Here is a 25,983-nt window from a genome sequence, read left to right as displayed (position 1 = left end):
AGGCCTGTTTATTTAGTTGAACCCTCATGAGCTACGCTATTTTTTTGGCCATTATCGGCGGCCTTATCTTTCTCTTCTACCGCTACATCACCCGCGATGCGCGCGTGCGGACGGAAGCTTTGGCCGAAGAATTTCCCGTCGAGTGGCGGCGAATTCTGATGGAGCGCGTGGCTTTCTATCTCTCGCTCACCAAAAATGAAAAGCAGCGGTTTGAAAAATCGGTGCAGGTTTTTCTGGCCCAAACGCTCATCACTGGCGTGCAGACCGAAGTAGATGATACCACGAGGGTGCTGGTGGCGGCATCGGCCATCATTCCGGTTTTTGGCTTTCCCGATTGGGAGTATGGCAACCTGAGTGAAGTGCTTATTGTGCCCGATGCCTGGCGCGAGGCCCACGACCCAAACAAGGAAATGACGCCCCTGCAAGGCCAGTTGCTGGGTAGCGTCCGTAATTTTCAAACGTCTCATTATATGCATCTTTCCAAGGCTTCGTTAGAGCAAGGCTTTAAGGATTCATTGGACAAGCAAAACGTAGGTATTCATGAGTTCGCTCACCTGCTCGACCAGGCCGATGGCGTAATTGACGGCGTACCTTCCATGGCTTTGCCCCCGAACTGCTCCAGCCTTGGGCCGAGGTGATGCAGCGTGAAATCGAAGCCATCCGCGACGGCAAGTCCGACATCAACTCCTACGCCGGCACCAACGAAGCCGAGTTTTTCGCGGTCGTGACGGAGTACTTTTTTGAGAAGCCCGAGAAGCTTCAGGAAAACCACCCGGAGCTGTATCAGCTGTTGAGCCGTGCGCTGCGCCAAAACCCCAAGAAGCGTTTTCTGCGCTTTGCCGTCGATCCGCGCGAATGGCTGAAAACGCTGCGGAGTCGGCGCAAGTTTGGTCGCAACGACCCGTGCCCGTGCGGCAGCGGCAAGAAGTACAAAGACTGCCATTTGCTACAGCAGCAGGCGGCAGCGTAAGCCTCACTCGCGACCGTTACGCTATCTTTCTATCTGCTGGCATCAAGGTGCTGTCGGCACTTGTCGGCTAGTCATTACTTTAGGGGCATCACTCCACCCACCTCTGTTCCTATTCCAGCATTTATGAAAAAAACGCTCTTAACCGGAATGGCCGGCGTTGCTCTTGGCAGTGCGCTATGGTCGTGTGCGCCTACCGCCAAAACGCCCCCCACGGCCAGTACGGCCACCGAAACACCCGCGGCAACGCAGCCTGCCGCGCCCGACTGGCGCACCCAGGCCGATGCTTTCCTCCAGCAGTACTCCACCCAATACCAGCGCCTCTACACGCAATCGGCGGAGGCGGAGTGGCGCTCGAATACCCGTATCGTGCCCGGCGACACGACCAATGCGGCGGCTACGGCCCGCGCCAATCAGGCAATGGCCGCTTTCACTGGCAGCACCGAGAATATTACCCGTTTGCGGGAGCTGTTGGAGCACCAGGCCGACCTTAGTGAGTTGCAGGTCAAGCAGTTGAAAGCCGCTCTTTACAACGCTGCCAACTCACCCCAGACTATTGCAGACGTAGTAACGCGCCGCATCAAGGCCGAAACGGCGCAGGTGGAAAAGCTCTACGGCTTCGACTATAAATACCAGGGTAAGTCGGTGACGACCAACGATATTGACGAAGTGCTGCGCAAGGAGAAAAACCCGGCCAAGCGCCAGGCGGCCTGGGAGGCCAGCAAAGCCATCGGCCCGACGCTCAAGGAAGGCTTGCTCAACTTGCGCGGCCTGCGCAACGAGACGGTGAAGGCCCTCGGCTACCCCGACTACTTCACGTACCAGGCTTCCGACTACGGCCTCACGCGGGAGGAAATGATGCAGCTGGTACGGCAGATCAACGACGAGCTGCGCCCGCTTTACCGCGAATTGCACACGTACGCCCGCTACGAATTGGCCAAAAAATACGGTCAGAAGCAGGTACCCGACTACTTGCCCGCCCACTGGCTGCCCAACCGCTGGGGCCAGGACTGGAGCGCGATGGTGGACGTGAAAGGCCTGAACCTGGACGCGGTATTAGCCAAAAAGGGTGCGGAGTGGCAGGTAAAGCAAGCCGAGCGCTTCTACCAAAGCTTAGGCTTTGCGGCTTTGCCCCAAGCTTCTACGAAAAGAGCAGTCTGTACCCATTGCCTGCTGGCGCCAACTACAAGAAGAACAACCACGCCTCGGCCTGGCACATGGACCTGGAGAACGACGTGCGCAGCCTAATGAGCGTGGAGCCCAACACGGAGTGGTACGAGACGACCCACCACGAGCTGGGCCACATCTACTATTACATGAGCTACACCAACCCCGAAGTGCCAGTATTGCTGCGCAGCGGGGCCAATCGCGCCTACCACGAGGCCATGGGCAGCCTGATGGGCCTGGCGGCTACCCAGAAGCCTTTCCTTGTTGGTTTAGACCTAGTGCCGGCCTCGGCCAAAACGGATCAGACGCAGACGCTGCTCAAGGAAGCGCTTAACTACGTGACTTTCCTGCCGTTTGCCTCCGGGGTGATGAGCGAGTGGGAAAATAGCTTCTACGCCGAGAATTTGCCCCCCGATCAGCTCAACGCCAAATGGTGGGAGCTGGTGAAGAAGTATCAGGGCATTACGCCGCCCACCGCGCGCGGTGAAAACTTCCTCGACCCCGCTACCAAAACCCACATCAACGACGACCCAGCGCAGTATTATGACTACGCCCTCTCCTACGTCATCCTATTTCAGCTCCACGATCACATCGCGAAGAAGATCCTGAAACAGGACCCGCACGTCACCAATTATTATGGCAGCAAAGAAGTAGGCGCTTTTCTGGCCGACATCATGCGTCCCGGTGCCAGCAAAGATTGGCGCACCGTGCTGAAAGAAAAGACTGGCGAAGACTTATCCGCCCGCGCCATGGTCGATTATTTTCAGCCGTTAATGGCGTATCTGAAGGAACAGAACAAAGGGCGTAAGTACACGATGTAGCAACGCGACACCGCCTCTGAACACCTGCCGGAAAGGTCGTTGCAAAAAAGCCCCCAGAACTACTACTCTGGGGGCTTTTTTGTTTAAGCATATCTCCGTTTCATTAGGCAGGCCCATCTGGTATTCGCTGCTATTTGCCTTGTTGCATCCTTGGGAGGCAAGCTCCTCCATGGCATTTTTATCTTATAAGAAATCAGATAGTTAGGCGCAAATATTTACTTAACCACGATCTAAACAATTGTTAAATATATATGTATATTGTTTAACTTTTTAACTCAAAAACCTAAACAAAATGTACACGACTTCACTGTTCGGGCTGGTAGACATTCGGGTTGATGACCCGATTGCATTTACTTTCTTTACAGGCTACATGGCGATGCTGGCCGCCTCCGTTTTTTTCTTCGCGGAGCGTGGGAGCGTAGAAGGCAAATGGAAGCTTTCGCTGCTGGTTTCCGGACTCATTACGGGCATTGCTGCCATTCACTATTACTACATGCGGGACTATTACCTGGCAACGGGTAAAACGCCCACAGCTCTGCGCTACATTGACTGGACGCTTACGGTGCCCTTGATGTGCGTAGAGTTCTACCTGCTGACGAAAGCGGCGGGAGCTCGCATTAGCTTACTGTGGAAGCTTGTCGCAGCCTCCGTTTTTATGCTGGTAACGGGGTATATCGGCGAGGCCTTCACGGATGGCACTACGGGGCACTCGGTGTTGTGGGGGTCTCTGTCAACGTTGGGATACGTATACATCCTGTATACTGCCTGGTTCGGGGAAGTAGCACAGCTGGCCAGCAAAACCGGCGACGCGATTGTTATCAAAGGCATCCGAGCGCTGGCCTGGTTTGTATTGGTGGGGTGGGCCATCTATCCTATTGGCTACATGTGCATGCCGGGAGGCTGGCTGAACACGGGCTTAGGATGGCAGGCGGCTAACGTTGACTTGTTTTATAACATCGCCGATGCCATCAACAAAATCGGGTTTGGCCTGGTGGTGTATGGCATCGCCGCGTCTGGTAAAAGCGCGGCGGCCGTGCGTGAGCTAGCTCCCACCGCTTAGCCGCTGGCCTTAATACTGGAAACAGCCAGGCTGGGCAAAAACGCCATGCCATGCTAAACGTCCAGATTTGTAGTGTGTTACCTGCAACTGTTAAAAACTTATTTCCACCTTCTACAAATGCTTTGCAGAAGGTGGAAATAAGTTTTTAACAAGTTGGAGTTGCTTACTTTCTGGCACCCACGATGTGGATGTGAATACGCATACAGAGATCTTGGTATGAAAGAGTATGTCACTGCCTGATTCGGTCACTTTGCCTCTGGGAAGCAGCGCGGTACCGCGCCGCGCTTCCTACCTGATTGTGCTAGCGGCGGTAGCCACATGGCTGCTGATACCCGGCCTAGCCCTCTGGCTGCTGACGCCCCTGCTGCTGGTTGGAGCGCTGTTGCTAGGCGTGGCCCACGGCGCCTGCGACCAATTTGTAGTGCCAGCTACCCATCCTGCACTGTCGCAAAGCCAACTGCGCTATTGGGTGTACTTTTTGGTTGGCTATCTGGGACTGGCCGCGCTGGTTGGCCTTTTATGGTGGTGGCAGCCGGCAGTAACGGTGGCACTTTTCTTTGGTCTGACCGCTTGGCACTGGGGCTCAGCTGACGCTCCAACCCTGGCCACTCATCCCCGCTACTGGATAGCGCACAGCCTGCTGCGGGGCGGTTTGCTGTTCACGGTGCCGCTGCGATACTGGGCAGACGAAACGCGCGAAATTATAAATGGCTTACTCAGCCTTGGGGGCGCCGACCCCGTCAGCGCGGTCGCCATTTCCCAAATTGCCCTAGTGCTGGGCATCCTCGTAGCGGGCGGGCACCTATTGCTCTGGGGCAGCTACTTCCGCCACGGCCACCACTCAACGGCCCGCACGGATATGCTGGAAGCAGGGCTGCTCATCACCTTGCTTGTGGTGCTTCCTCCCCTTCTGTCAGCGGGGGTGTACTTCGTGTTTTGGCACAGCTTGCACCACGTACTGCGGATGAACCAGCTCATGGGCCGCCCTATGCTCAGTCGTCGGTTACTTTTGGGGCCTGAGCTAGGCTTTTTCCTTCGGCGATCAGCACCCTTGTTAGCCCTCAGTTTGGCTGGGCTGGCGGTGCTTTACGGAGTAGCCTGGTGGCAGGCGGCTACCGAATCTGTCTTTGTGAGCCTGGCGCTACTCGTGGCTTCAATCGTGACCCTACCGCACGCGCTGCTCGTAACCCTGGGTATAGACGCTGTACATTGGCGCTACACTATAATTCAGCGCAAACGGCAGACAAGCTTGAGGTATTAACTTATCAAGCGGCTTATATATACAGAGCTGATCCGGTTCCTCAATAATGAGACGCTAATACACATCTTCACGCGGCCTGTTCGCGAAGGCGTACTACGGCTAAGTAACCTGCCACGCCAAGGGCCACAACGGCCGTGACTCCAAACGTAAGGCTTGGTCCGCGCCATTGCCACAGCAGACCAGCACCGACGCTGGCGCCCAGCGTGGCCAGGCTGCTGAGCCCGGAGAATGTACCCAGGGCGGCCCCAGCATCGGCTTTGCGGCAGAGGTTGCTTACCCAGGCTTTGCCCACGCCTTCCGTGGCGGCGGCATACACACCGTATAGGCCAAACATAGCGGCGAAGGCCCAGGTGGTATGCGCCACCGCTACGCCGCCGTACACCAGGGCAAAGACCAGAAGCCCAGCTACCAGCAGCCGGCGCGACCCCAGCTTATCGGCGAGGTGACCGAGGGGCCAAGCGCTGAGCACGTACACCGCGTTGTACCAGATATAAAGGCCCACCACCGTGGCATCGGAGAGGCCGCGTTGTCGGGCGAGCAACAGCAGAAAGGCGTCGGAGCTGTTGAACAAGGCGAAGAGCACCAACGCTCCCACCACTTGCCGATACGCTGGCGAGGCTACCCGCCAGTAGCTAAACGAGGCCCAAAACGGCTGAACCGGACGGTTTGAGGGCACGGTTTGGCGCTCTTTCAGTAAAAAAGCAATACCGATGGCCAGCAAACCAGGCAAAAAAGCAATCAGGAATAAGGGGCGGAACTCGCCGGGCTGTGAGGTCAGCCACAGAAGGGCCACAGTAGGACCAAAAACGGCTCCCAGCGTATCCATTGACCGATGAAATCCGAAAACCTTGCCTTTGTTGTCCGGGGTGGTTTCGTCGGACAAGAGGGCGTCGCGGGCTCCGGTGCGCAGGCCTTTGCCCAATCGGTCGAGGGTGCGGGCGAGCAGTACCCAAACTGGCGTGGCCAGTATTGCCAGCATGGGCTTGGAGAGGGCACTCAGTCCGTAGCCCCACTGCACAAACGGCACCCGGCGTCCGAGTCGATCAGACCATTGCCCGAAATAGCCTTTACTGAGGCCCGCCGTGGCTTCGGCCACCCCTTCGAGCAACCCAATAAAAAACACGGAAAACCCGATTGATTGCAGGTAGAGCGGCATAATCGGGTACAGCATCTCGCTGGCCAGATCGGTGAAGAGGCTGATAAGCGAGAGCAGCCAGACGGCGCGGGTGATATAGGAGAAGCGGCTCATCACGTACATTTTTGGCACCAAATGAGCCGCAAAATGCCCCCAAGATGGCACACCGCAAGCAACCAGGGGCTGAAGTTTTAAATATTTCAGGATTCAACTTCGGCTGACAACAGATCGGCAAAATGTGCCAGCAGCAAAAGATCATCTGTTAGTCTGTGCTTTACAGTGTGGTGCCACTTGCCTTATGTTCCGAATGGATACAAATCCGGGGGTTCGTTACCTTTCACGGGAGTATCTAATGGATGGAGCGCCTCGGTTTGATCAAAGAACATGAAGGCGTCGTAGCGCTGTGGTATGATGGATGGCACGTAGTTGCCAAAACGCTCCAGGCTTGGATTATAAACCACCCCAATAGCACGATGACCAATGGAGCGCTTAAGGCGTTTATTATCGCGTATATCTTTGGAAAACAAAAGCTTATCGGTGCCGCCGTCGGCGTGCAGCAGCTGCTCCCAGCTACCCTCTTGCGCGGCGGGAACCGGCATCTTTTTGATGGGCGCACCCCACCGCGAGGCGGCTATAACGGAGCCTTGATAAGATCCGAAGCCCACGATGTACACATTTTCCTCTCCGTATGCCTTGCGCGCCAGCTGGCCCACGTTTACCTCGCCTCGTTGGGCCATATCTGTGTAGCGAGCATCGCCGACGTGGGTGTTATGCTCCCAAATGATGGCCTTGCTGCCGGAGCCGTGCAGTTGCAGCAGGCGGTCGAGGGTTTCGGCCATGTGCCGGTCGCGGATGTTCCAGGAATCGGAGTTGTCGCTCACCATGGCGCGGTAGTACCGCTCACCATTCAAGGCAACCAGGGCGTGCTGCTGAGCCACAAACAGCTCTTCGCTTTGGGGCACACCGTTGTTGGTCAGCTCCTGCATATGGCGCCACAAGCGGTTGGTTTCGGTGCGGCAGTTATCCGAGGCGCGGGCCACAGCCATAGCATACGCCTGGGCATCGTCGGTGTAGGGCTGAAAGCAGCGGTGGGCCTGCTGCGCGGCTTGCAGCACCTCTTTGTTAGTGCCTTCCAGATACGGCATTATATCCTCCAGAGCTTCCCAGAGGCAATAAACATCAAGGCCAAAGAAACCCGCTTTTTGCCCCCAGCGGGCTGTTGGTTGTAATTATTTAACCACGTTACTAAGTCAGCAACTTCATAATTGCCCCACATCCAGGTGGGCCAGCGGTTGTAGTGGCGCAGGAGCTGCACGGCCGCCGCGTTGTCCTGCTGGGAGCCTTTTATAAAGTTATTGACCCGGTACGAATCGGCCCATTCGCCTTCTACGGCAATGAAATCAAATCCTTTTTCCTGAATGAGGCGCTTGGTGATGGTCGCCCGCCACGTATAATACTCGGCGGTGCCATGCGAAGCCTCGCCGAGCAAAACCACGCGCGCATCGCCTATTTCGCGCAGCAATATGTCCAGGTCGGCCTCGGAGCGAAGTGGGTGGTGTGGTAGCTCCATTCGGATTGTTTTTTGAGGTATGATAAGATTAGCCAGCACCGCCAGCGGCTTCGCGCCTTCGGACGTGAAGCCTGATGAAGCAGTTCGCCTGGAGGTAGTCAGGTAGTTTTCGAAGCCCATCACCAGCAAGAACAAAAGCACCGTAGCTGCGACTACCCATATCTTGGGGCGGGGTACTTTCATGACGCTCTTTAGAAAAAACTCCTCTGTCAAACCATGCGGTTCTACCTTTCTCGGGGTAGTAATGTTGCTGTGGCGCTTGCAGAACGCAGGCATTCTCATCATCCAGAGCTCAGCGAAAAACGATCTGAAAGCAGATTCAAGCGCACAAAAAAGCCGGGCTAGAGGGTAGCCCGGCTGCTGATCTGTAGTCTGTTAATTTTAGAAATTTGCCTCGCTTGCAGGCAAATCAATCAGAATGAACTGCGCGTCCTTTTCGGCCCGAATTTCTACTACGTGCTCATCACTCAGGCGGGCCTGGTCGCTGGGGCCGATTTCGGAGCCATTGACGTAGATAGTGCCCTGCCGCACATAAATGAAGGTATTGCGAATGGGAAAGGTCTTGAATGTAATCGTCTTTTCGGCGTTCAGATTGGCCCAATACACAGTCGAGTTGGAGTTCATGAACACCACATCTTCCAGCACTTTCTGCCCCGACACCAACGGAATCAGCTCATTCTTGCTATCCAGAAAGTCAACATCCTTCTGCTCATAGCTGGGGCTCAAGCCTTTCTGATTCGGGATAAACCAAAGCTGATAAATCCGCAGCTCTTCGTCCGTTTCGTTGCGCTCCCCGTGGGCCAGGCCAGTGCCGGCCGTCATGCGCTGCACTTCCCCCTTCTTAATGACGGCGCGGTTGCCCATCGTATCCTCGTGGGTTACTTCGCCGCTGAGCACCAAGGTGATAATCTCCATATCGGAGTGCGGGTGCTGCGGAAAGCCGGAGTTGGGCGCTATAGTATCGTCGTTGAACACGCGCAAAGGGCCAAACTGCATGTTATCCTTGTCGTGATAATCGGCGAAGGAGAACAGGAAGTAGCTGCTGAGCCATTGTACAGGTGCGGCGTGGTGGCGCGCGGTGGCGGGGATATATGTAAGCATAGGGCTATGTTGGATTGATGGCCAATGCTTAGCAATACGCGAGCAAGTGGTTGTAAGTTAGCGCCACATCTTCCGGTAGGTGCTGGGGGGCTTTTATAAGTAAAAAGCCCGCAGCAGCTTGCCTAAGGCATTAATTAAAAATAAGCAACTTATCCTTTTCTTAGAGACATGAAAACCATAGCCGATATTGTGTTGCTGGGCGACCCGCGCCTTTATGAGCAGTGCGCGCCCGTGCTGGAGGCCGAACTGCCGCTGGTGGCCGGCTGGGTTGCCGATCTGCACGCGGTAATGGCCGATATCAGAGCCACTTACCATTTTGGCCGAGGCATTGCCGCCCCCCAGATTGGGGTGATGAAGCGCCTCGTGTACCTGCACCTCGACGGGCAGCCCTTGTGCTGCTCAATCCAGAGCTGGTAGACCTAAGCCCGGCCACGTTTGAGCTGTGGGACGATTGCATGAGCTTTCCAAACCTGCTGGTGCGCGTACAACGCCATCAGCAGGTAACAGTGCGCTACCGCGATGAACACTGGCAACTCCAAAGCTGGACCGTGCAGGATGGCATCTCCGAGCTGCTTCAGCACGAGTGCGACCACCTCGACGGCATCTTGTGCACCATGCGCGCTATTGATCCGCACTCATTCCGCTGGCGCCCCACTCCTGCTTAACATTTTGCCCCCACAGCTAAATGGTTGCTAATATATTGAGCGTCAGCAACAAGAAAAGGCCCGGACCAACTTGGTCCGGGCCTTTTCTTGTTGCTGAGTGTGCAGATAAGCTTATGCTTTCTTCAACGTCGTCATCTGCTGCTGCAAGTCCAGCACGATGCTGGCCAGGCGGTTCAGCGAGAGGTCGGCAATGGGGAACGTGCTGCTGATGTAGGCTTTGGCCTCCCAGATTTCGAGCACATCTTCTACGTCAATCTCGTAGGGCGAGTACACGGGGTTATCGGAGTGCAGCGTCAGCATAGCGCCCTGCTTGAGCCGGTTGAATACGCGCTTAAACACGATTCCTTCCTTATTGCTCACTACCACGCAAGGCGTGCCATCCTTCAGCGTTAACCAGTCGTCTACGTAGCGGCCCACAATAACGGTACCCGAGGCAATAGGCAGCATCGAGTCGCCCTCAATCTCGAAGGCGCGGTAGGTACCGCCCGAGCCCAGCATAGGCAGGCGGAACTTGGGCAGTTCCTCAATAAACTCGGCATCGGCGTAGCCATTGAGGTAACCGGCGCTAGCCTTCAACGGTACCAGCTCAATATTCTCGTTCTGCTCCTTATCGACCGTGAGGGCCAGTACGCGCAGGCGGTCGGCGGGACGGGGCGGCTCGGGCGTTTGCAGCGAAGGCTCCAGGTGGCGCAGGGCCGCTTTGGCCACGCTCTTTTTACTAAAGTCAGTGGTGACCAGCGCGTCCAGCGTAATGCCGAACAGGCGGGCCATGTTCACGAGGGTCGTGAGCTTTGGCTCGGCTCGGCCTTCTTCGTAGGCACCTACCAATGAGCGTTTTATGCTTAGCTTCTCGGCCATTTGCGCCTGGGTGAGGCCCAGCTCACGGCGCCAGAATTTTAAGTTCGTATTGATCATCGCTAAAAAAGAGGCGGGAAAGGCTTCGACATCAAAACATTACCGGCTCGTGAAATTAGCAACAAGCAAGCAGCTTTACTAATTCAATTAGCTATTATTTTTTTGAAATTGCTAGATTCTTAATAGAAAAGTTACGCTTAGTTCGGCGCCCATTATTAGTGCACTTCGCCTGGGTAATTTTTTATAAAAAAGTCCCCCAGAGTAGCTCTGGGGGGCTTTTTTAGCCGTTATGCTTCTCCGCGCAGCCGTTTCTGATAATGCACGGCCAGGCGCAGCTTAAAATAGTCGTGCTTTTCGCGCAGGTGGTCAAACAGGTCGCGTAGCAGCGGCTCGCCGCCGAGCTGGTCGCGGGCGGTCTGGATTTCAGCAAATTCGTCCATCGTCAGAAACTCCTCCAGCCGAATCTGGTAGCCCTTGGCGTAGAGCGTTTCGATGTGGGCGCGCACGGTGCCGGTGCTCAGGTTGCGCCGCTCGGCAATGGCTTCCACGCTCAGCCCTACCCGGTGCAGCTGAAACGTTGTTTCGTGAGTGTCGCCTACCTCGCGCTTGCGCGGGGCGGGCGTGGGGGCATTTCTTCCAGTCCCTCCGAAATATCCGCGTACACAGCGTTGCTCGCGTCGGGTGCGCCCCCACCCCGATGCTCGAGAATCTCCTTGATAAAGGCCTCGCCGTAGGTTTCAAACTTCTTCATGCCCACGCCCGAAATAGCCAGCATGGCCACCCGCGAAACGGGTTTCTCGGCAGCCATTTCTTCCAGCGTCGCATCCGTAAACACCACGTAGGGCGGCACGTTCTGCTCATCGGCAATGCGCTTGCGCAGCTGCCGCAGGCGCTCGAATAGCTTGGCCGTAGCGTCCGTCGGCTTGGTAGCGGCCTGGGCGGCTTTGCGGCTGACTCGGGTGGTTTTTTCGGCTTTCTCAGCGGGCTTGAATTGCTTGAGCGGCAGCTGGCGCTGGCCTTGCAGTACTTCCTTGCCCAGCTCCGTGATTTTCAGCGCGTAGCCTTCCTCGTAGGCAATATAAAGCAGGCCGTCATTGAGCATCTGGTGCACGTAGCTGTACCAATCCAGGTAAGGCAGATCGGCGCCGGCGCCGTAGGTTTTTATCTGGTCGTACCCGCCGCTGAGCACGGCCTGGTTGCGCATGCCGCGCAGCACGTCGATGAGCAGACCAATGCTGGCCCGCTCCCGCATCCTGACCACCGCCGACAGCGCTTTTTGGGCGATGAGCGTGCCATCGAAGGTGGTGGGCGGGTTGCGGCAGATGTCGCAGTTGCCGCAGTCAGTGGCCAGGGTTTCGCCGAAGTAGTTGAGCAGAATTTTGCGCCGACAGCTGGCGGCTTCCGCAAACTGCTGCATGCGCTCAAGCTTGGTTAGGTTGAGCTGGGTAAGGTTCGGGTTGTCCTTGGTCAGCATCTCCCGCAGGCTCATCACGTCGCTGAAGCTGTAAAAAAGTACGGCCGTGGCATCGGTACCATCACGGCCGGCGCGCCCGATTTCCTGGTAATAGCCCTCGATATTTTTGGGCAGATTATAGTGAATCACCCAGCGCACGTTGCTCTTATCGATGCCCATACCGAAGGCGATGGTGGCGATAATCACCTGCAAGTCGTCCTTCAAAAAGCCTTCCTGCACCGCCGAGCGCTGATTGGGCGTCATGCCGGCGTGGTAGTGGCCAGCGCGGTACCCTTTCGCTATCAGCTTCTGTGAGAGGGTTTCGCACTGCTTGCGCGAGAGGCAGTAGATGATGCCGGGCTGGTCAGGATGACGGTCCAGGAACTCCAAAATGCCCCCCACGCGGTCCTGGCCCGGCCGCACGATGAGGTTGAGGTTGGGCCGGTCGAAGCTGGCGGTGAAAACCTGAGGTTCGCTCAGGCGCAACTGCTGCTGGATATCGCGCTGGGTGAGGCGGTCGGCGGTGGCGGTAAGGGCAATGATGGGCACCTGCGGAAACTGCTCGCGCAAGAGCCGCAGCTGGGTGTACTCGGGCCGGAAATCGTGGCCCCAGGACGAGATGCAGTGCGCCTCGTCGATGGCAAACATGCTGATTTTGAGGCGCTGTAGAAATTGTAGAAAGCCCGGCGAAAGCAGCTTCTCGGGGCTCACGTACAGCAGCTTGAGATAGCCGCTCATGCACGCCGCCCCGATGTTGTTCTGCTCGCTCTGCCCGATGCTGCTGTTGATGCCCGCCGCCGCAATTCCGTTGGCCTTCAGCGCCTCCACCTGATCTTTCATCAAGGCAATCAGCGGTGATACAACCACGCATACGCCCTCGCTCACTACGGCCGGCACCTGAAAGCACACCGACTTACCGCCCCCGTCGGCATCAGCACTACCGTATCGCGCCCGCCTAGAATAGAAGAGATAATATCCTCTTGCATAGGGCGAAACGAGTCGTAACCGTAGTATTGCTTTAAGGCTTTTCGAGCAGATTCCAGAGTCGGCGAATAGGTTTGGGGGCAAATAACATTCTGTAAAAATACGCTAGCTAAGCGGTAGTTGAAAGGCAACACGCCGGATAAAACGCCTTGGGTTTCATGAATCGGCACTGCGTTTCGGGAAAGACTGGCAGTTGGTAACAGCTACACCTTGGCGCAAAGTGCCGCCTTGTCTTATTAGGGCAGTGGGTGCTGCCTGGGGGCTTTTCGTGCGCTAAAGCAGGATTGTATACATCTTAATCCCAATCCTACACGTCCTCTTGCAGCAGCTGTCCCGTAAGTATAGGGAGTACCTATTGTTTCACTCTTTAATTCTATTCATCATGAATCAGTCCCGCACCTACGCCACCCAAAACCAAAATGCTCAAGCCGCGCTTGACGCCCTCAGCCGCTGCATCGCCGCCTGCGAAATGTGCTCTGACGCTTGCCTGAGCGAAGAAAATATCCAGATGATGGTGCCCTGTATTCGCCTCGACCGCGACTGCGCCGATATCTGCCGCCTCACTGCCGCCTTCATTGCCCGCGGCTCCGCTCACGCCCAGCACGTCATGCGCGAGTGCATTGAAATTTGCCAGAAGTGCGCCGACGAGTGCGGCAAACATGATCATGACCACTGCCAGCAGTGTGCCGCCGCCTGCCGCGCCTGCGTGGAAGCCTGCAAGAGCTATGCAGGATAGCATTAGCTAAAAGGCTATGTAAATCGGCTGTCATCCTGACGAAGGAAGGACCTTATCACAGTAGAACAACGACTCGTTGAACTGCGATAAGGTCCTTCCTTTGTCAGGATGACAACATGCTTTTTGGTTACCTCACAAGCTCCAGTACCACGGCCGTTTTGGCGGGCAGACTCAACGTTTTCAGATCGCTCACCGCTTCATTCGTGAGCACGTTGCGGGCCTTGGTGAAGCCGGTCATGCGCTCCGAGAAGCGCGCCGTGGGCATCGATACGGGCTTATCGGTGGCGTTGGTGGCCACCATCACTGTACCCTTGTCGTCGTAGCGGAAGTACACATAGAGGCCATCCTGGGGCAGATACTGCATGAGCTTGCCGGAGTGCAGCACGGGGTGGTCGCGGCGGTAGGTGGCTAGGGTACGCACGAATTGGAAGGCTTCGTTTTCCTTGGCTGTGCGGCCGGCAGCCGTGAATTTATCCTGCTTGTCGCCGGGCCAGCCGCCGGGGAAGTCCTTGCGTACTTCCGCATCCGTGGGGTTTTTTAGGTTCTTCATCAGAATCTCGGTGCCGTAGTACATAGATGGGATGCCGCGAGTAGTAAGCAGCCAGGTCAGACCCATTTTGTACTTGTCGTAATCGTCGCCCATCACCGACAGGAACCGGTCGTGGTCGTGGTTATCGAGGAAGGTCACAAACTTGCCTGGATCCTGATACACTGCGTCTTGCGCCAGCGCTTCGTACATGCGCTGGGGGCTGCCGTCGTGCTTCAGGCCTTCAACCATAGCGCCTTCCAGCACGAAGTCGAGGGCGCCCGGCTGGTTCGACTTGAACTTGAAGTCGATGTTGTTGCGCACGTAGTACGCCTGATCCACCACGTTGTTCACCGACGACTCCCCGAAGATGTGAATGCGCGGATACTCCGCGAGCAGAGCCGCGTTGCAGCGGTTCATAAATGGCTGGTCGTTATACATATAGGTATCAATGCGCCAGGCATCCACCCCGAAGTTCTCCACCGACCAGATGGCGTGCTGAATCAGGAAGTTTGCCACATAAGGGTTTTCCTGGTTCAGGTCAGGCAGAAAGGGCACAAACCAGCCATCGAGCGTCACTTTCCGGTCAATCTGGGAAGAATACGGGTCGGTGATGGGCTGCTGCCGGTAAGACGTGTTGGTGTAGCTCGGCCATTGGTGCAGCCAGCTTTTCATGGGCAGATCCTGAATAAACCAGTGGGTATTACCAATGTGGTTATACACAGCATCTTGCACCACTTTCATACCGGCCGCATGAGCCTTATCGACAAAGGATTTGTAGGCCGAATTGCCCCCCAGGCGGCGGTCCACGTTGTAATGATCCGTGAAGCCGTAGCCGTGGTAAGAGGCGCGCATAGTGCCGCCTTCATTGGTTAGCGGCTGGTTGTTTTCGATGACGGGCGTAAACCACACGGCCGTGACACCCAGGTCTTTGAGATACGGCAGGCGCTGCGCAGCCCCCGCCAGGTCGCCGCCGTGCCGCAGGAAGCCGTTGCTCCGGTCGTGGTTGGGGTCGCGCATGTCGGCAAACTTGTCGTTGCTCGGGTCGCCGTTGGCAAAGCGGTCGGGCATGGCCAAATAGATAAAGTCTGCCTGCGTGACGCCCTGGCCTTTTGGCGAGTTATCGCGGGCTTTCAATTCCCAGGTCTGTGTTACGGTCTGGGGGCCTTTTTTGCCGACGATCTGAACGGTGCCAGGCTTAGCGGAACCGACAATAGTCAGGTCCAGAAACGCGTAATTCGGGTTTTCGACGGTGTTGGTTTTCACCAGCTTAACGCCTGGGTAGTTAACGCTATAGGTCAGGGTGCCGGCATTGGGGCCGTACACCAGAAGCTGTAGCTTCGGCTCCTTCATACCTACCCACCAGTTGGTGGGGTTTACACGTTGGATAGCCGGCGTTTGCGCCACGGCCCACAGGGGCAGGAGCAGCACCAGCAAGAGCAGCTTTGAATAGAGTTTTTTCATGTTGGAAGGTGGGATTGTGGGTTGAAAGGACCGGGGTGTGCTGTGATTACAAACAATTATAAGCAAAACAGTAGACCGCCATGCAGAGCGCAGCGAAGCATCTCGCGTGCGGTCTTTGGATTACTAATCTTGATAAACACGCGAGATGCTTCGCTGCGCTCTGCATGACGGTCTACTGTTTTGCTTATAATTGAATCATTTACTCGGGCCGGGCTACTCTACGTGAACCTTGGTAGAGTTCATACTTAAGTAAGCGGCAGTCAATGGGGCCGTTGAAGAGCGGGATGCGGCGAGAGGCTTTCAGGCCCACGCGTTTGGCTGCATCCAGATTGCCGGTGAATATATAGGCGTCGTAGCCTTGGAAATTCGATTTGAGCGTGTCACCGATCATTTTGTAGAGCTCGGCCATTTGCTCCTCTTCTCCTATTCGCTCCCCGTAGGGCGGATTCATAATTACGAGGCCGGGGTCGCCTTTGGGCGCTTTGGCTTCGCGCATGTCGCGCACGGCCAGCCGGATATAATCTTCAAGGCCAGCAGCTTCCACGTTCTGGCGGGCTAGCTCCAGAAACTCGGGTGAAATATCGGAGCCGCCGATGTAGGCTTGCGGCTCCTCAATCTGGGCGTTGCGGGCGTCGAGCTGCACCGATTCCCAGAGGGCAAGGTCGAAGTCGGGCCAATTCTCGAAGCCGAATTTGCCTTGGTGATACAGGCCGGGCGCGATGCGCTGGGCAATGAGCGCTGCTTCGGTCAGGATGGTGCCCGACCCGCACATAGGGTCAATAAGCGTCTTCTTACCATCCCAGCCGGTGAGCAGCAACAGGCCAGCCGCCAGCACTTCGTTGAGCGGGGCCGCATTCGTCTGCTGCCGGTACCCGCGCCGGTGCAGCGACTCGCCCGAGGCGTCGAGCGACAAGGTCACTTCGTTGTCCAGCATGTGCAGATGCAGGCGGATATCGGGCTTGTTCACGTCCACGCTGGGCCGTGAGCCGGTACGGTCGCGAAACTGGTCCACGATGGCATCCTTGGTGAGCTGGGCCACAAACAGCGAGTGCTCAAACGTGGATTTATTGACCACCGCCGTAATGGCAAAGGTTTGATCGGGCCGGATGTAGCGGCTCCAATCGACGCGGCCTACTTCGCGGTACAGGGCTTTTTCGTCGGGAGCATAGAAGGCGGCGAAGGGCTTGAGAATGCGCATGGCCGTGCGGCACCACAGGTTTGCTTCGTAGAGCAATTGCTTGTTGCCCATAAACTCAATTGCGCGGCTGTGTACCTGCTCAATTTTGGCCCCCAGCTGCTCCAGCTCCTGGGTCAGCACGTCTTCGAGGCCAAACTGCGTGGTAGCCGTCATGAAAAAGGGTTCGTCGCGGCGGTTTTCGGCCATGGGTGGCTTTTTTAGGTGGTGAAAGGCAAAGGTCGGCAAAAGCCAGACAGAACAACAACTCTCCTCCCTACCAAGGAGGGGACGCCACCGCGCAGCGGGGGCTGGGGTGGTTGCGGGCGTGGTTTAGCTGTTTGAAGGAAGGATAATAAAGGCCGTCATGCAGAGCGGAGCGAAGCATCTCGCTCGCGGTAGTGAGATTAGTAATCTCTCATCAGCACGCGAGATGCTTCGCTGCGCTCTGCATGACGGCCTTTTAAACAGCGAATACCCTAGCAGGGCCGCCTTTCTAAACACACAAACAACATCAGCAACGAGCCCCTCCGGTGGCACCACCCCAGCCGCGCCGGCGGCACGGCATCTCCTCCTTAGCTGAGGAGGGGAGCTGGTCGTTCTAGCATCTTCCTTCGTGCTTCGCACACTATTTCTATCTTTAAGGCCCACAACTTTTCCCTTTCTGCCCGCAATGGCTGCTCCTACTACTTCCTCCTCTCCCACCGCCACCGGCGCGGCCGATACTACCCGCAGCTTCGTCGTGCCCATGATGGCCATGACGGCCCTGTTTTTCCTGTTTGGGGCCGTCACCAATTTCAACGACGTGCTCATGCCCTACCTCAAGGACGTGTGCCAGCTCACGGACTTGCAGTCGTCGTTAGTGCAATCGGCTTTTTTTGGGGCGTATTTTCTAATGTCGCTGCCGGCGGGCTTTGTGCTGAAGCGGCTGGGGTATAAGAATGGAATTGTGCTGGGTTTGCTGGTGATGGCATGCGGAGCCCTGCTGTTCGTGCCGGCAGCCAATTCGCGCACGTTTGCGCTGTTCCTCACCGCTTTAGGATTACTAGGTGCTGGCATCACGTTGCTGCAAGTGGCGGCCAACCCGTACGTTTCGGTATTAGGGCCGGCGCGCAATGCCGCGGCACGGGTGAGCATTGTAGGAGTAGCCAACAACTTCGGGGGCGCCTTGTCGCCGCTGGTTGGCGGGTTGATTTTATTCGGCGGCTCAGTGGCCCTGAAGGCCCAGTTGGCGGCCCTACCCGTAGCGCAGCGTTTAGATCAGGAAGCCCAACTGGTGAAGGGCCCGTACCTGGGCTTGGCAGCTTTCCTGATGGTTCTGGCCGGGGTGTTCTTCTTGTTAAAACTACCCGAAATCGAAAGCTTGCCGGCCGAAGAAGCGGTTAAAGGTGCGAAGTGGAGTGAGGATGGACAGTTAAAAGTAACCCCTAGGAAAAATGCCTTAGGGTTTCCGCATCTAGCCTTAGGCGTCGTGGCTATCTTCGTGTACGTGGGCGTGGAGGTTGGCTTGGGCTCATTCCTTATTCGCTATGGCGAGTCGCAGGGAATCCAGCAGCTTAGCGACTTCACCCAAAGTCTGGTGCAAGGGCTGAATGTCGCTACTAATTATGCCTTGGTATTTTTTGGCCAAGAGCCTGCTCCTATCGACACTTCGGGGGGCTTTACAAAAGCGGTGGGCGCGGTACTGGTTTCGTCTTACTGGTTTGGCTCGCTGGTAGGTCGATTGGTGGGAATTCCACTTTTGCTGCGCTTCAACAACCGTGGCATGCTGATAGCCGTGTGCGCGGCTGGCGTGGCGCTGGTCGTGGCTTCTATTTTAACAACTGGCGAAGCCGCTTTGTGGCTGATTGTGCTCTGCGGACTTTGCAACTCTATCATGTGGCCTGTTATTTTCCCTCTAGCAATCAAGGGGTTAGGCCAATTCACCAAGCAAGGCTCATCCTACCTGATCATGGCCATCGTGGGCGGAGCTATTATTCCACCCCTCATGGGCTGGCTGGCTACCGACGGCGGCGGACTGCGCGTGGCTTTCGTGGTGCCCGCGCTCTGCTACGCGTATCTGCTGTACTATGCGGCAAGCGGCTACCGGGTGCGGTAGTTATTTGGGGCCGTGAATCGCTGCTGGGGGGCTTTTTTCGCGGCCGCGGCGCTACTTTTACTGCAGCATTACCTTTTTGCTTTCCCTATGTCTTCGGCCTCCCTTCTCGAACACGACGTTTCACTCCGCCCCTACAATACCTTCGGCATCGACGTCAAGGCGCGCTTGTTTGCCCGCTTCCGCAGCGTAGACGAATTGCGCGCTTTGCTGGCATTGCCCGAAGTGCAGCAGGCCGAAAAACTTATTCTGGGCGGCGGCAGCAACCTGCTTTTCACTCAGGATTTCAACGGCGTAGTGCTCAAAAATGAGATAGCAGGCCTCGAAGTTATTGCCCAGGATGAAGACGCCGGCACCGCTCTGGTGCGCGCCGGCGCCGGCGAATCGTGGCACGGCATGGTGCAGTACAGCTTGCAGCAAAACCTGAGCGGCATCGAAAACTTGTCGCTGATTCCGGGGACGGTGGGCGCGGCGCCCTTGCAGAATATCGGCGCCTACGGGGCCGAGTTGCAAGACACCTTCGACCACCTGGAAGCCCTGGAAATCAGCACCGGCCGCCTGCGCACGTTTACCCGCGAGGAGTGCGGCTTCGGCTACCGCGAAAGCGTATTCAAGGGTCCACTTAAAAATCAGTTTATCGTAACGAGCGTGGTGCTGCGGCTCCAGCGTCAGCACCGGCTCAACATCAGCTACGGCGCCCTGCGCACCACCCTCGCCGATATGGGCATCGAGTCTGACCCCACGCCCCAAGACGTGAGCGAGGCCGTCATCCGCATCCGCCGCAGCAAGCTCCCCGACCCAGCTCAAATCGGCAATGCCGGCAGCTTTTTCAAGAACCCCGAACTCTCCCAGCACCGATTCGACGAGCTGAAAGCTCAGTACCCCGACCTGCCCGGCTACCCCGTGCCCGGCGGCGTGAAAGTGCCCGCTGCCTGGTTGATCGAGCAGTGCGGCTGGAAAGGCCGCCGCTTCGGCCCCCACGGCGTGCATGAGAATCAAGCCTTAGTATTAGTAAATCACGGCGGCGCGCAGGGGGCAAATATTCGGGATCTGGCTCATGAGATTATTGCTTCGGTGCGGGAGAAATTCGGCGTGGAGCTGCACCCGGAGGTGAATATTATGTAAGAACGACCAGCTCCCCTCCTCCGCGGAGGAGGGGAGCTGGTCGTTCTTACATAAGCAGATGGCTACTTCAGCACTGCCACCGTGGCCCCATCACCGCCGCGTTCGGCGTGCTCGTCGGCTACGCTGGCCACGGAGCGCACGGAGCGCAGGTAGTCGCGGGTTATTTGGCGGAGAATACCGTTGCCGCGGCCGTGCACAAACTTGATTTCAGGAATGCCGAGCATCACCGCGTCGTCCACGAAGGCCATGACTTTTTGCAGGGCGTCTTCGGCCCGCTCCCCGCGCAGGTCGAGGTTGGGGCTGAAGTTGGCCATGCGGCCGGTCATGTCCATGCCGGAGCTTTGGGGGGCATTTCGCTCCGCTTTCTTCTCGCGCTCCTTGATTTCGGCGCGGCCCAGCTTCTCGAGCTGAGAAACCTTGACGATGGTTTTCATTCCACCAAACGATACCTCCGCCGTTTTGCCTTTCACGCTCATGATTTCCCCGTAGCCATCCTGCCCGATTAACGCCACTTTGTCGCCGGCCTTGAGGGTGGCGGCATCGGCAGTTTCGCGGGTCGGGCGAGCTTTGGGGGGCTCGATTTGCAGCTCCAGTTTTACGTAGTCGTCCAGCTTCTGGCGGGCCTGCTTGGTTTGCTCCTTATCGGCCTGAGCCGTGCGAATTTCCTGAATGGTAGCCTCAATTTGCTGATTCGTATCCTTGAGCAGCAGCTTGGCTTTGGCTTTCGCATCGCGCAATACGTCGAGGCGGGTGTCTTCGAGGTGGCGCTTGAGGTCCTGATATTCCTGGGCGGCTTTTTTGAGGCGACGCTCCTGCTTTTCGGCTTCGGCGGTGCGCAGCTCCAGGTCAGCTTTTTCCTTTTCCAGACCTTCCAGCAAACGGTCGTAGCGGATTTTGTCTTTGCCTACAAGCTGGGTAGCGCGCTCCACGAGTTGAGCCGGCAAGCCAATTTTACGGGCAATTTCGATGGCAAAGGAAGAGCCCGGTTTGCCAATTTCCAATCGATACAGCGGCTGCAAACGCTCCGGGTCGTAGCGCATAGCCCCGTTCACGATGCCGGGCGAGCGCTCGGCGTAGTTTTTCAGGTTGGTGTAGTGGGTCGTAATCACGCCGTAGCTGCGGGCGCGATTGAGCTGATCGAGCACGGCTTCAGCAATGGCGCCGCCCAAGGCAGGCTCGGTGCCGGTACCAAATTCGTCGATGAGCACAAGGCTTTTCTTGCCGGCAAAAAGCAGGAACTGCTTCATATTCAGCAAATGCGACGAATACGTACTCAAGTCATTCTCCAGGCTTTGCTCGTCGCCAATATCCAGGAAAATATCTTCGAATACGCCCGCTTCGGAGCCGTCGCCGGCCGGAATGAGCAGGCCACATTGTAGCATGTACTGCACCAAACCCACAGTTTTCATGGCCACCGATTTGCCCCCCGCGTTCGGCCCCGAGATCAACAGAATGCGCTGGTCAGGATTCAGGTCGATGCTTAAGGGCACCACCTCCCGGCGCGTCTCCTTGGGCTGCTCCCGAAACGTGAGGTAGAGCAATGGGTGGCGCACCTTCTGCCACTTGATCAGCGGACGCGGATGCAAGGTCGGCAACGACGCTTCCAGACGGTTGGCCAACAAGGCTTTAGCCCGAATAAAATCCAGCAAGCCCAGGTACTGATAGGCTTTGCGCAAGTCCGGGATGTGAGGTCGCAGCTGGTCAGTGAGCTGGGTGAGAATGCGGATCAGTTCGCGCTGGTAAGCATTTTCGAGGTCTTTGATGTCGTTGTTTAACTCAAAAACCGCTTCCGGCTCAATGTACACCGTCTGGCCCGAGGCCGACTCGTCGTGAATTAAGCCTTTCACCCGGCGCTTATGCTCGGCAATGACGGGCAGCACGAGGCGTCCGCCCCGAATGGTGGGCTCGGCGTCGCCGGGTATCCAGCCTTCGGTTTTGGCGTGGCGCAGGATGCCAGCAATCTGCTTGCGTAGCTGGCCCTGGCGGGCAATCAGCTCCTGCTTGAGCTGCATGAGCAGCGGTGAAGCGTTATCGCGCACCTGGCCTTCGTCGTCCACTACTTTGTCCAGGGCCAGCAGCAAGTTACGGTCTACCTGCACCCCAATGCCCAGTAGGCGCAGGGTTGGATACAGCGTTTCTTCAGCGTGGGTGAAGAAAGTAAGGGCCTGCCGAATGGTGCGCAGACTCATTTTAACGGCAAAAAAAGCCGTCACCTCCAGGTAGGCGCCGGGAATGCTGGCGCGCACTAGGTGCGGGTGCACATCGTGGTAGTGCTGGCTGGGGAAGTCGGCGCCCGACTGGAGCAGGACGCGGAACTCATCGGCCTGAAGCAGCAGCTTCTGGAGCTGTTCGTGCTTGGTCTGGAACTGCATCTTGGCCACAAAATGCCGACCTAAAGCGCTCAGACACAAGGAATCCAGCATTTCGCGCAGCTGCGCAAAGCCTATTTTATGTTCGAAATTGGAAGGTAATAGCAAAGAAAAAGCAGCAGTTGCCGTCTAGTAGGTTAAGAATAGGATGCGAAGATAAACATCTGCGGACGGCAGAAAGATTCGCAAAATGCAGTATAGCCAGTAAAAGAAATATGCTGCTACGTGCCTGTTCTATTCTCCGGGGGTTTACACCTCATTATGCGGCATAAAAAAGCCGGAATAAATATTCCGGCTTGTTAGCAGTGTTATGGGTGCGCTTACAGGCTGGGCGCGCGATGGTTGTACTCGTTAAAAATCTGACCTACAGCCACGTATACCTTGTCTTTATTCTTATTAAAGAGGTTGCCATCGGTAAGGCCAGACGCGTAGCCTTGCCATACTTGCACGCCCTTTTCCCGGTCCACCATCTGTACCAGAATACTGCCCTTATCGAGGGTTACTTTGTTCTGTGCATTGTAGGCGTAGGGCTCAGTAGTGGCCCAGTAAGTATTACCCAGATTAGAGTTGCTCGTAATTTCCACGGGTTCATCGAAGGTGCGGAAATTAACCACTAGGTCGCCGCCCGTAGGTTGGTAAGTGTAGCCTCGGCTAACCATTTCGTGCTCGACAGCATCGCGTACCATAACCTTGAAAAGCAGATCATTGAGAAAATAAACGCTGTTTTGCGGATCGGTTATTTGGCTGGCCCAAGAGTAGGTCTTATACTCATCAAAATCGGGAGCGTCGGCGGAGGCGGAGGTATTGACGACAGCTCTAGCAGTGGCGTTAGTATCGCCGCGTTGGTCACTGCCAACGGTTACAGCGGATTGTTGGGCACAGCCCGTAGCAAATAAGGCAAAAGCTAGAATGGGCAAAATTGATCGAACAGTTTTCATAGCGGTTTATATTGAAGCCGGGTTTATATAATGCATTTATGGTTTATGTAATGCATTTATTAGTAACTACTTAATTCTACGACAACATACACTTGAGGTTACTTTTTACTCCGGTTTACGCCGCCAAAAAGCTTCTTAAGAGCACTAACAAATTATACCTATTCTTAGGTGACTCGCTTGTATAATGGCATTAGCCAGCTTCCCATTACATTATTTTAACCTTATTTTTCAACCTGTTTTTCGACTTTATTTTTCATAAATCGCTCTCACAACATATACAAAAGCCCCCAGAAAAATCTGGGGGCTTTTGTATGGTGGATCGACAGGATAGGGCGTTACTTCCTCTGCTCATTCACCGACCAGTCATAGGTCAAATAACTCAGTGTAGCGTCTGGGTTAATCTTCTGCGTTGCGTAGCGGTTTATGGTCTTTTGAATGGTGTTGTCACCCTGAGCAAAGTCTCTGGGATAGAAGTTGAAGATGCTCGAAACTTCGGGCTTGTCGGCGGGCGTGAGTTTGTTCTTGGTGGGGTCGTTGATAAAGTTAGTGGCCTGATCATCAAGCTGCTCGTTGAGACGGGAGGCTATGTAGGCTTCGTTGCGCAGCCTGGGGCACGACATGGCGGCGCACACCAGGGCAAAGTGAATGCGCGGCTCCTCAAACTTCTTGCGGATAATGCGTTGCTCGATGTCGTTGAGCGTATGCTTTTCGTTGCCAAGGCGGATGAAAGGCTGATCCCAAACGGTGTTTACCAGCGTCAGGCTCCCGCCCAAATCCCGAATGCTTTTAAGTGGATACGCCCTGATGACGCGCTGAATGGTGAACGCGTTATAGGCATTCAGCCAGTAAGCCAGGCGCTCCTGTTCGCTCCAGGTATTGTTCGGCACATTGTCGCTGAGCGTTACCAGATACGTATTAAGCGCCGTGCTATCAGCCTGAAAAGCAGTATAATTAACCATGCCCTGCGCATCGACGTGCTTTTTCAGCAGCGCATCCCACGGCGCGTGATTCACGGGCCGGCTGTTTTTGGAGGTAAGAGTAAGCGGCGTGAAATAGCGTACGTAGGCGCAGCCGGTTTGGCAGGCAGCAGCAGACAGCAGCAAACCGAATACGGCCTGTCGGATCAGAACTCGCATGAGTGACGAAAGTGAGAGAACTTTAGGAGAATGCATGAACCTACGAAAAAAGCCCCCCAACAGATATGGGGGCTTTTTTACTGTATAATCTTAACTAAGCTTTGCACAACATCACCGAATGATTGGGGCGCGCTTAAACTCTTTTTCGCGGTCGAACAAGTAGCGGAATGTTGCGTGGGTGCGCCAGATTCGGCCGCCGATTTGCTGGGCTACGGCCATCATGCGGGGGTTGAAGTCGCCGATCCAGTTCATCACAAAGTCCTCGTACTGCACTTTGCTGCGGTCCTGCACTACTTTAGCAACAGCCAGCACCATGGCAGCTTCTACGCCGCGGCGCTGGTGCGCGGGCGCAATACCAAAGGCGATGCCGGTGAGCGTGCGCACCGAGCCACGCCAGCGGTGGTAGGCAAATTTGAGCTTGCCCCACCAATTTAAGTTGCCGTTTACGTGCCGAAAAAGCTCATTCAATTCGGGCAAAGCAATAAAAAAACCCACTGGCTGGCCTTCGTAATACGCAAACCAACAGCCTTTTTCGTCAATTACGGGGCGCAACTTATTCATAATGCTGCGCGACTGCTCGGGGCGCATTTCTTTCACGCCATCGTGCTTCACCCACGCCTGGTTGTACACAATTCGAAAGTCCTCGGCGTACTTCTCTAGCTCTTTTAACCGAAGATGCTCAAAGCTATACTTTGAGTTATGCAGCAGCATCCGTTGTGCCTTTTCCTGATATTCTGGCGTGAGCGGATCGCCTACCTTCCGGAAGTAAGTAAACTGCTCGAAGTACACCTGAAAGCCATAGGTTTCGAGCAACCGCCGATAGTAAGGTGGATTGTAATTCTGCCCGTAAAGCGGGGCGCCAAAATTATCGATGAGCAGGCCCCACCACTGGTCACGGTCGCCGAAGTTGATGGGGCCGTCCATGGCTTCCATGCCACGCTCAGCGAGCCAAGTGCGGCAAGCATCGAATAGCGTGTTGGCCGCCGTCTGATCATCGATGCACTCAAAAAATCCCATGCCGCCGGTGGGCTGCTCGAAAGTCTTGGCCGTGCGCTTATTGATGAAGGCTGCTACGCGCCCAATCGTCTGGCTCTGAGCATTCTGCAACAACCAGCGCGTAAGCTCGCCGGCCCGGAAATACTTATTCTTCTTAGTATCGAATACTTGCTCAATATCCTTGTCGAGAGGGCGAATGTAGTTGGGGTCGGAGCGGTAGAGGCGCACCGGAAACTCCCGAAACTCGCGGGCGTGCTCGGGCGTCGAAACTTCAATGAGGTGTAGCGGAGCAGTCAAGGAGTTAGAAATTGAAGTGAGCGGCTACTTTTGGAATAGCACGAAGGTGTCAAATTTAGCTCCTCCAGGCAACATTGTTTCGAATGAG

Annotated in this window: 18 protein-coding genes and 3 pseudogenes; 9 read left to right on the top strand and 12 right to left on the bottom strand. The window is 56.0% G+C overall.

What is annotated here, in order from left to right; genetic code table 11:
• The first annotated feature begins 26 nt into the window (after window positions 1–26).
• The 5 genes and pseudogenes from H9L05_RS17080 to H9L05_RS17065 all read left to right on the top strand — a co-directional run bounded on the left by H9L05_RS17080 (window position 27) and on the right by H9L05_RS17065 (window position 5,276).
• Window positions 27–638 carry a zinc-dependent peptidase gene (locus H9L05_RS17080; RefSeq protein WP_262892562.1) on the top strand — a complete coding sequence of 204 codons (612 nt, stop codon included), beginning with the start codon at window positions 27–29 and terminating at the stop codon, window positions 636–638.
• Window positions 638–970 (top strand): zinc-dependent peptidase, encoded by a 333-nt coding sequence (locus tag H9L05_RS25225; protein ID WP_262892561.1) that lies wholly within the window; start codon window positions 638–640, stop codon window positions 968–970. Before H9L05_RS17080 ends, H9L05_RS25225 begins: the two co-directional genes overlap by 1 nt.
• A 123-nt stretch (window positions 971–1,093) precedes the next feature.
• Window positions 1,094–2,955: pseudogene (locus tag H9L05_RS27005) on the top strand (M2 family metallopeptidase).
• A 292-nt stretch (window positions 2,956–3,247) separates the two neighbouring features.
• Window positions 3,248–4,015 carry a bacteriorhodopsin gene (locus H9L05_RS17070; protein WP_187731945.1) on the top strand — a complete coding sequence of 256 codons (768 nt, stop codon included), beginning with the start codon at window positions 3,248–3,250 and terminating at the stop codon, window positions 4,013–4,015.
• 226 nt (window positions 4,016–4,241) lie between these two features.
• Complete coding sequence (locus H9L05_RS17065) at window positions 4,242–5,276, top strand: Brp/Blh family beta-carotene 15,15'-dioxygenase (protein WP_187731944.1); 1,035 nt, start codon at window positions 4,242–4,244, stop codon at window positions 5,274–5,276.
• 67 nt (window positions 5,277–5,343) lie between these two features.
• Here H9L05_RS17065 and H9L05_RS17060 read toward each other — a convergent pair whose 3' ends face one another.
• From H9L05_RS17060 to H9L05_RS17050, 3 genes and pseudogenes are all read right to left on the bottom strand, one after another.
• A complete protein-coding gene (locus tag H9L05_RS17060; RefSeq protein ID WP_187731943.1) occupies window positions 5,344–6,525 on the bottom strand; it encodes an MFS transporter in 1,182 nt (393 codons plus the stop codon).
• 182 nt (window positions 6,526–6,707) lie between these two features.
• Window positions 6,708–7,981 (bottom strand): annotated as a pseudogene (locus H9L05_RS17055) (erythromycin esterase family protein).
• Window positions 7,982–8,362: 381 nt separating this feature from the next.
• Entirely contained in the window at window positions 8,363–9,082 is a 720-nt protein-coding gene (locus H9L05_RS17050; RefSeq protein ID WP_187731942.1) for a pirin family protein, read from the bottom strand.
• 168 nt (window positions 9,083–9,250) lie between these two features.
• On the opposite strand from H9L05_RS17050, the pseudogene H9L05_RS17045 reads away from it, so the two are divergent.
• Window positions 9,251–9,747: pseudogene (locus tag H9L05_RS17045) on the top strand (peptide deformylase).
• A 111-nt stretch (window positions 9,748–9,858) separates the two neighbouring features.
• Here H9L05_RS17045 and H9L05_RS17040 read toward each other — a convergent pair.
• The 3 genes from H9L05_RS17040 to recQ all read right to left on the bottom strand — a co-directional run bounded on the left by H9L05_RS17040 (window position 9,859) and on the right by recQ (window position 12,964).
• Window positions 9,859–10,662 carry a LexA family transcriptional regulator gene (locus H9L05_RS17040; protein WP_187731941.1) on the bottom strand — a complete coding sequence of 268 codons (804 nt, stop codon included), beginning with the start codon at window positions 10,660–10,662 and terminating at the stop codon, window positions 9,859–9,861.
• A 227-nt stretch (window positions 10,663–10,889) separates the two neighbouring features.
• On the bottom strand, window positions 10,890–11,150 hold the full coding sequence (locus H9L05_RS26370; RefSeq protein WP_317174997.1) for a helix-turn-helix domain-containing protein: 261 nt from the start codon (window positions 11,148–11,150) through the stop codon (window positions 10,890–10,892).
• A 47-nt stretch (window positions 11,151–11,197) separates the two neighbouring features.
• A complete protein-coding gene (gene recQ / locus H9L05_RS17035) occupies window positions 11,198–12,964 on the bottom strand; it encodes a DNA helicase RecQ (protein ID WP_317174996.1) in 1,767 nt (588 codons plus the stop codon).
• A 457-nt stretch (window positions 12,965–13,421) separates the two neighbouring features.
• Here recQ and H9L05_RS17030 point away from each other — a divergent pair, with 457 nt between their 5' ends.
• A complete protein-coding gene (locus H9L05_RS17030; protein ID WP_187731940.1) occupies window positions 13,422–13,775 on the top strand; it encodes a four-helix bundle copper-binding protein in 354 nt (117 codons plus the stop codon).
• Window positions 13,776–13,902: 127 nt separating this feature from the next.
• Here H9L05_RS17030 and H9L05_RS17025 read toward each other — a convergent pair whose 3' ends face one another.
• Together H9L05_RS17025 and H9L05_RS17020 are read right to left on the bottom strand one after the other, a co-directional pair.
• Window positions 13,903–15,765 (bottom strand): alpha-amylase family glycosyl hydrolase, encoded by a 1,863-nt coding sequence (locus tag H9L05_RS17025; RefSeq protein WP_187731939.1) that lies wholly within the window; start codon window positions 15,763–15,765, stop codon window positions 13,903–13,905.
• A gap of 199 nt (window positions 15,766–15,964) precedes the next feature.
• Complete coding sequence (locus H9L05_RS17020) at window positions 15,965–17,149, bottom strand: THUMP domain-containing class I SAM-dependent RNA methyltransferase (protein ID WP_187731938.1); 1,185 nt, start codon at window positions 17,147–17,149, stop codon at window positions 15,965–15,967.
• Window positions 17,150–17,612: 463 nt separating this feature from the next.
• On the opposite strand from H9L05_RS17020, the gene H9L05_RS17015 reads away from it, so the two are divergent.
• Together H9L05_RS17015 and murB are read left to right on the top strand one after the other, a co-directional pair.
• Window positions 17,613–19,037 carry a sugar MFS transporter gene (locus H9L05_RS17015; protein WP_187731937.1) on the top strand — a complete coding sequence of 475 codons (1,425 nt, stop codon included), beginning with the start codon at window positions 17,613–17,615 and terminating at the stop codon, window positions 19,035–19,037.
• An 87-nt stretch (window positions 19,038–19,124) separates the two neighbouring features.
• Window positions 19,125–20,159 (top strand): UDP-N-acetylmuramate dehydrogenase, encoded by a 1,035-nt coding sequence (murB, locus tag H9L05_RS17010; protein WP_187731936.1) that lies wholly within the window; start codon window positions 19,125–19,127, stop codon window positions 20,157–20,159.
• Between the two features lie 62 nt (window positions 20,160–20,221).
• Here murB and H9L05_RS17005 read toward each other — a convergent pair whose 3' ends face one another.
• The 4 genes from H9L05_RS17005 to H9L05_RS16990 all read right to left on the bottom strand — a co-directional run bounded on the left by H9L05_RS17005 (window position 20,222) and on the right by H9L05_RS16990 (window position 25,895).
• Window positions 20,222–22,636, bottom strand: a complete 2,415-nt coding sequence (locus H9L05_RS17005; RefSeq protein ID WP_187731935.1) for an endonuclease MutS2 — start codon at window positions 22,634–22,636, stop codon at window positions 20,222–20,224.
• A gap of 212 nt (window positions 22,637–22,848) precedes the next feature.
• Window positions 22,849–23,466: a DUF4136 domain-containing protein gene (locus tag H9L05_RS17000; protein ID WP_187731934.1), complete on the bottom strand. Its 618-nt coding sequence runs from the start codon at window positions 23,464–23,466 to the stop codon at window positions 22,849–22,851.
• Between the two features lie 335 nt (window positions 23,467–23,801).
• Window positions 23,802–24,602, bottom strand: coding sequence for a DUF547 domain-containing protein (locus tag H9L05_RS16995; RefSeq protein ID WP_187731933.1), 801 nt, complete (start codon window positions 24,600–24,602; stop codon window positions 23,802–23,804).
• Between the two features lie 111 nt (window positions 24,603–24,713).
• Entirely contained in the window at window positions 24,714–25,895 is a 1,182-nt protein-coding gene (locus H9L05_RS16990) for a GNAT family N-acetyltransferase (protein ID WP_187731932.1), read from the bottom strand.
• Window positions 25,896–25,983 lie beyond the last annotated feature (88 nt).

This window comes from Hymenobacter qilianensis (assembly GCF_014489555.1).
GTDB lineage: Bacteria > Bacteroidota > Bacteroidia > Cytophagales > Hymenobacteraceae > Hymenobacter > Hymenobacter qilianensis.
This window is presented reverse-complemented; position numbering and strand designations above follow the sequence as displayed.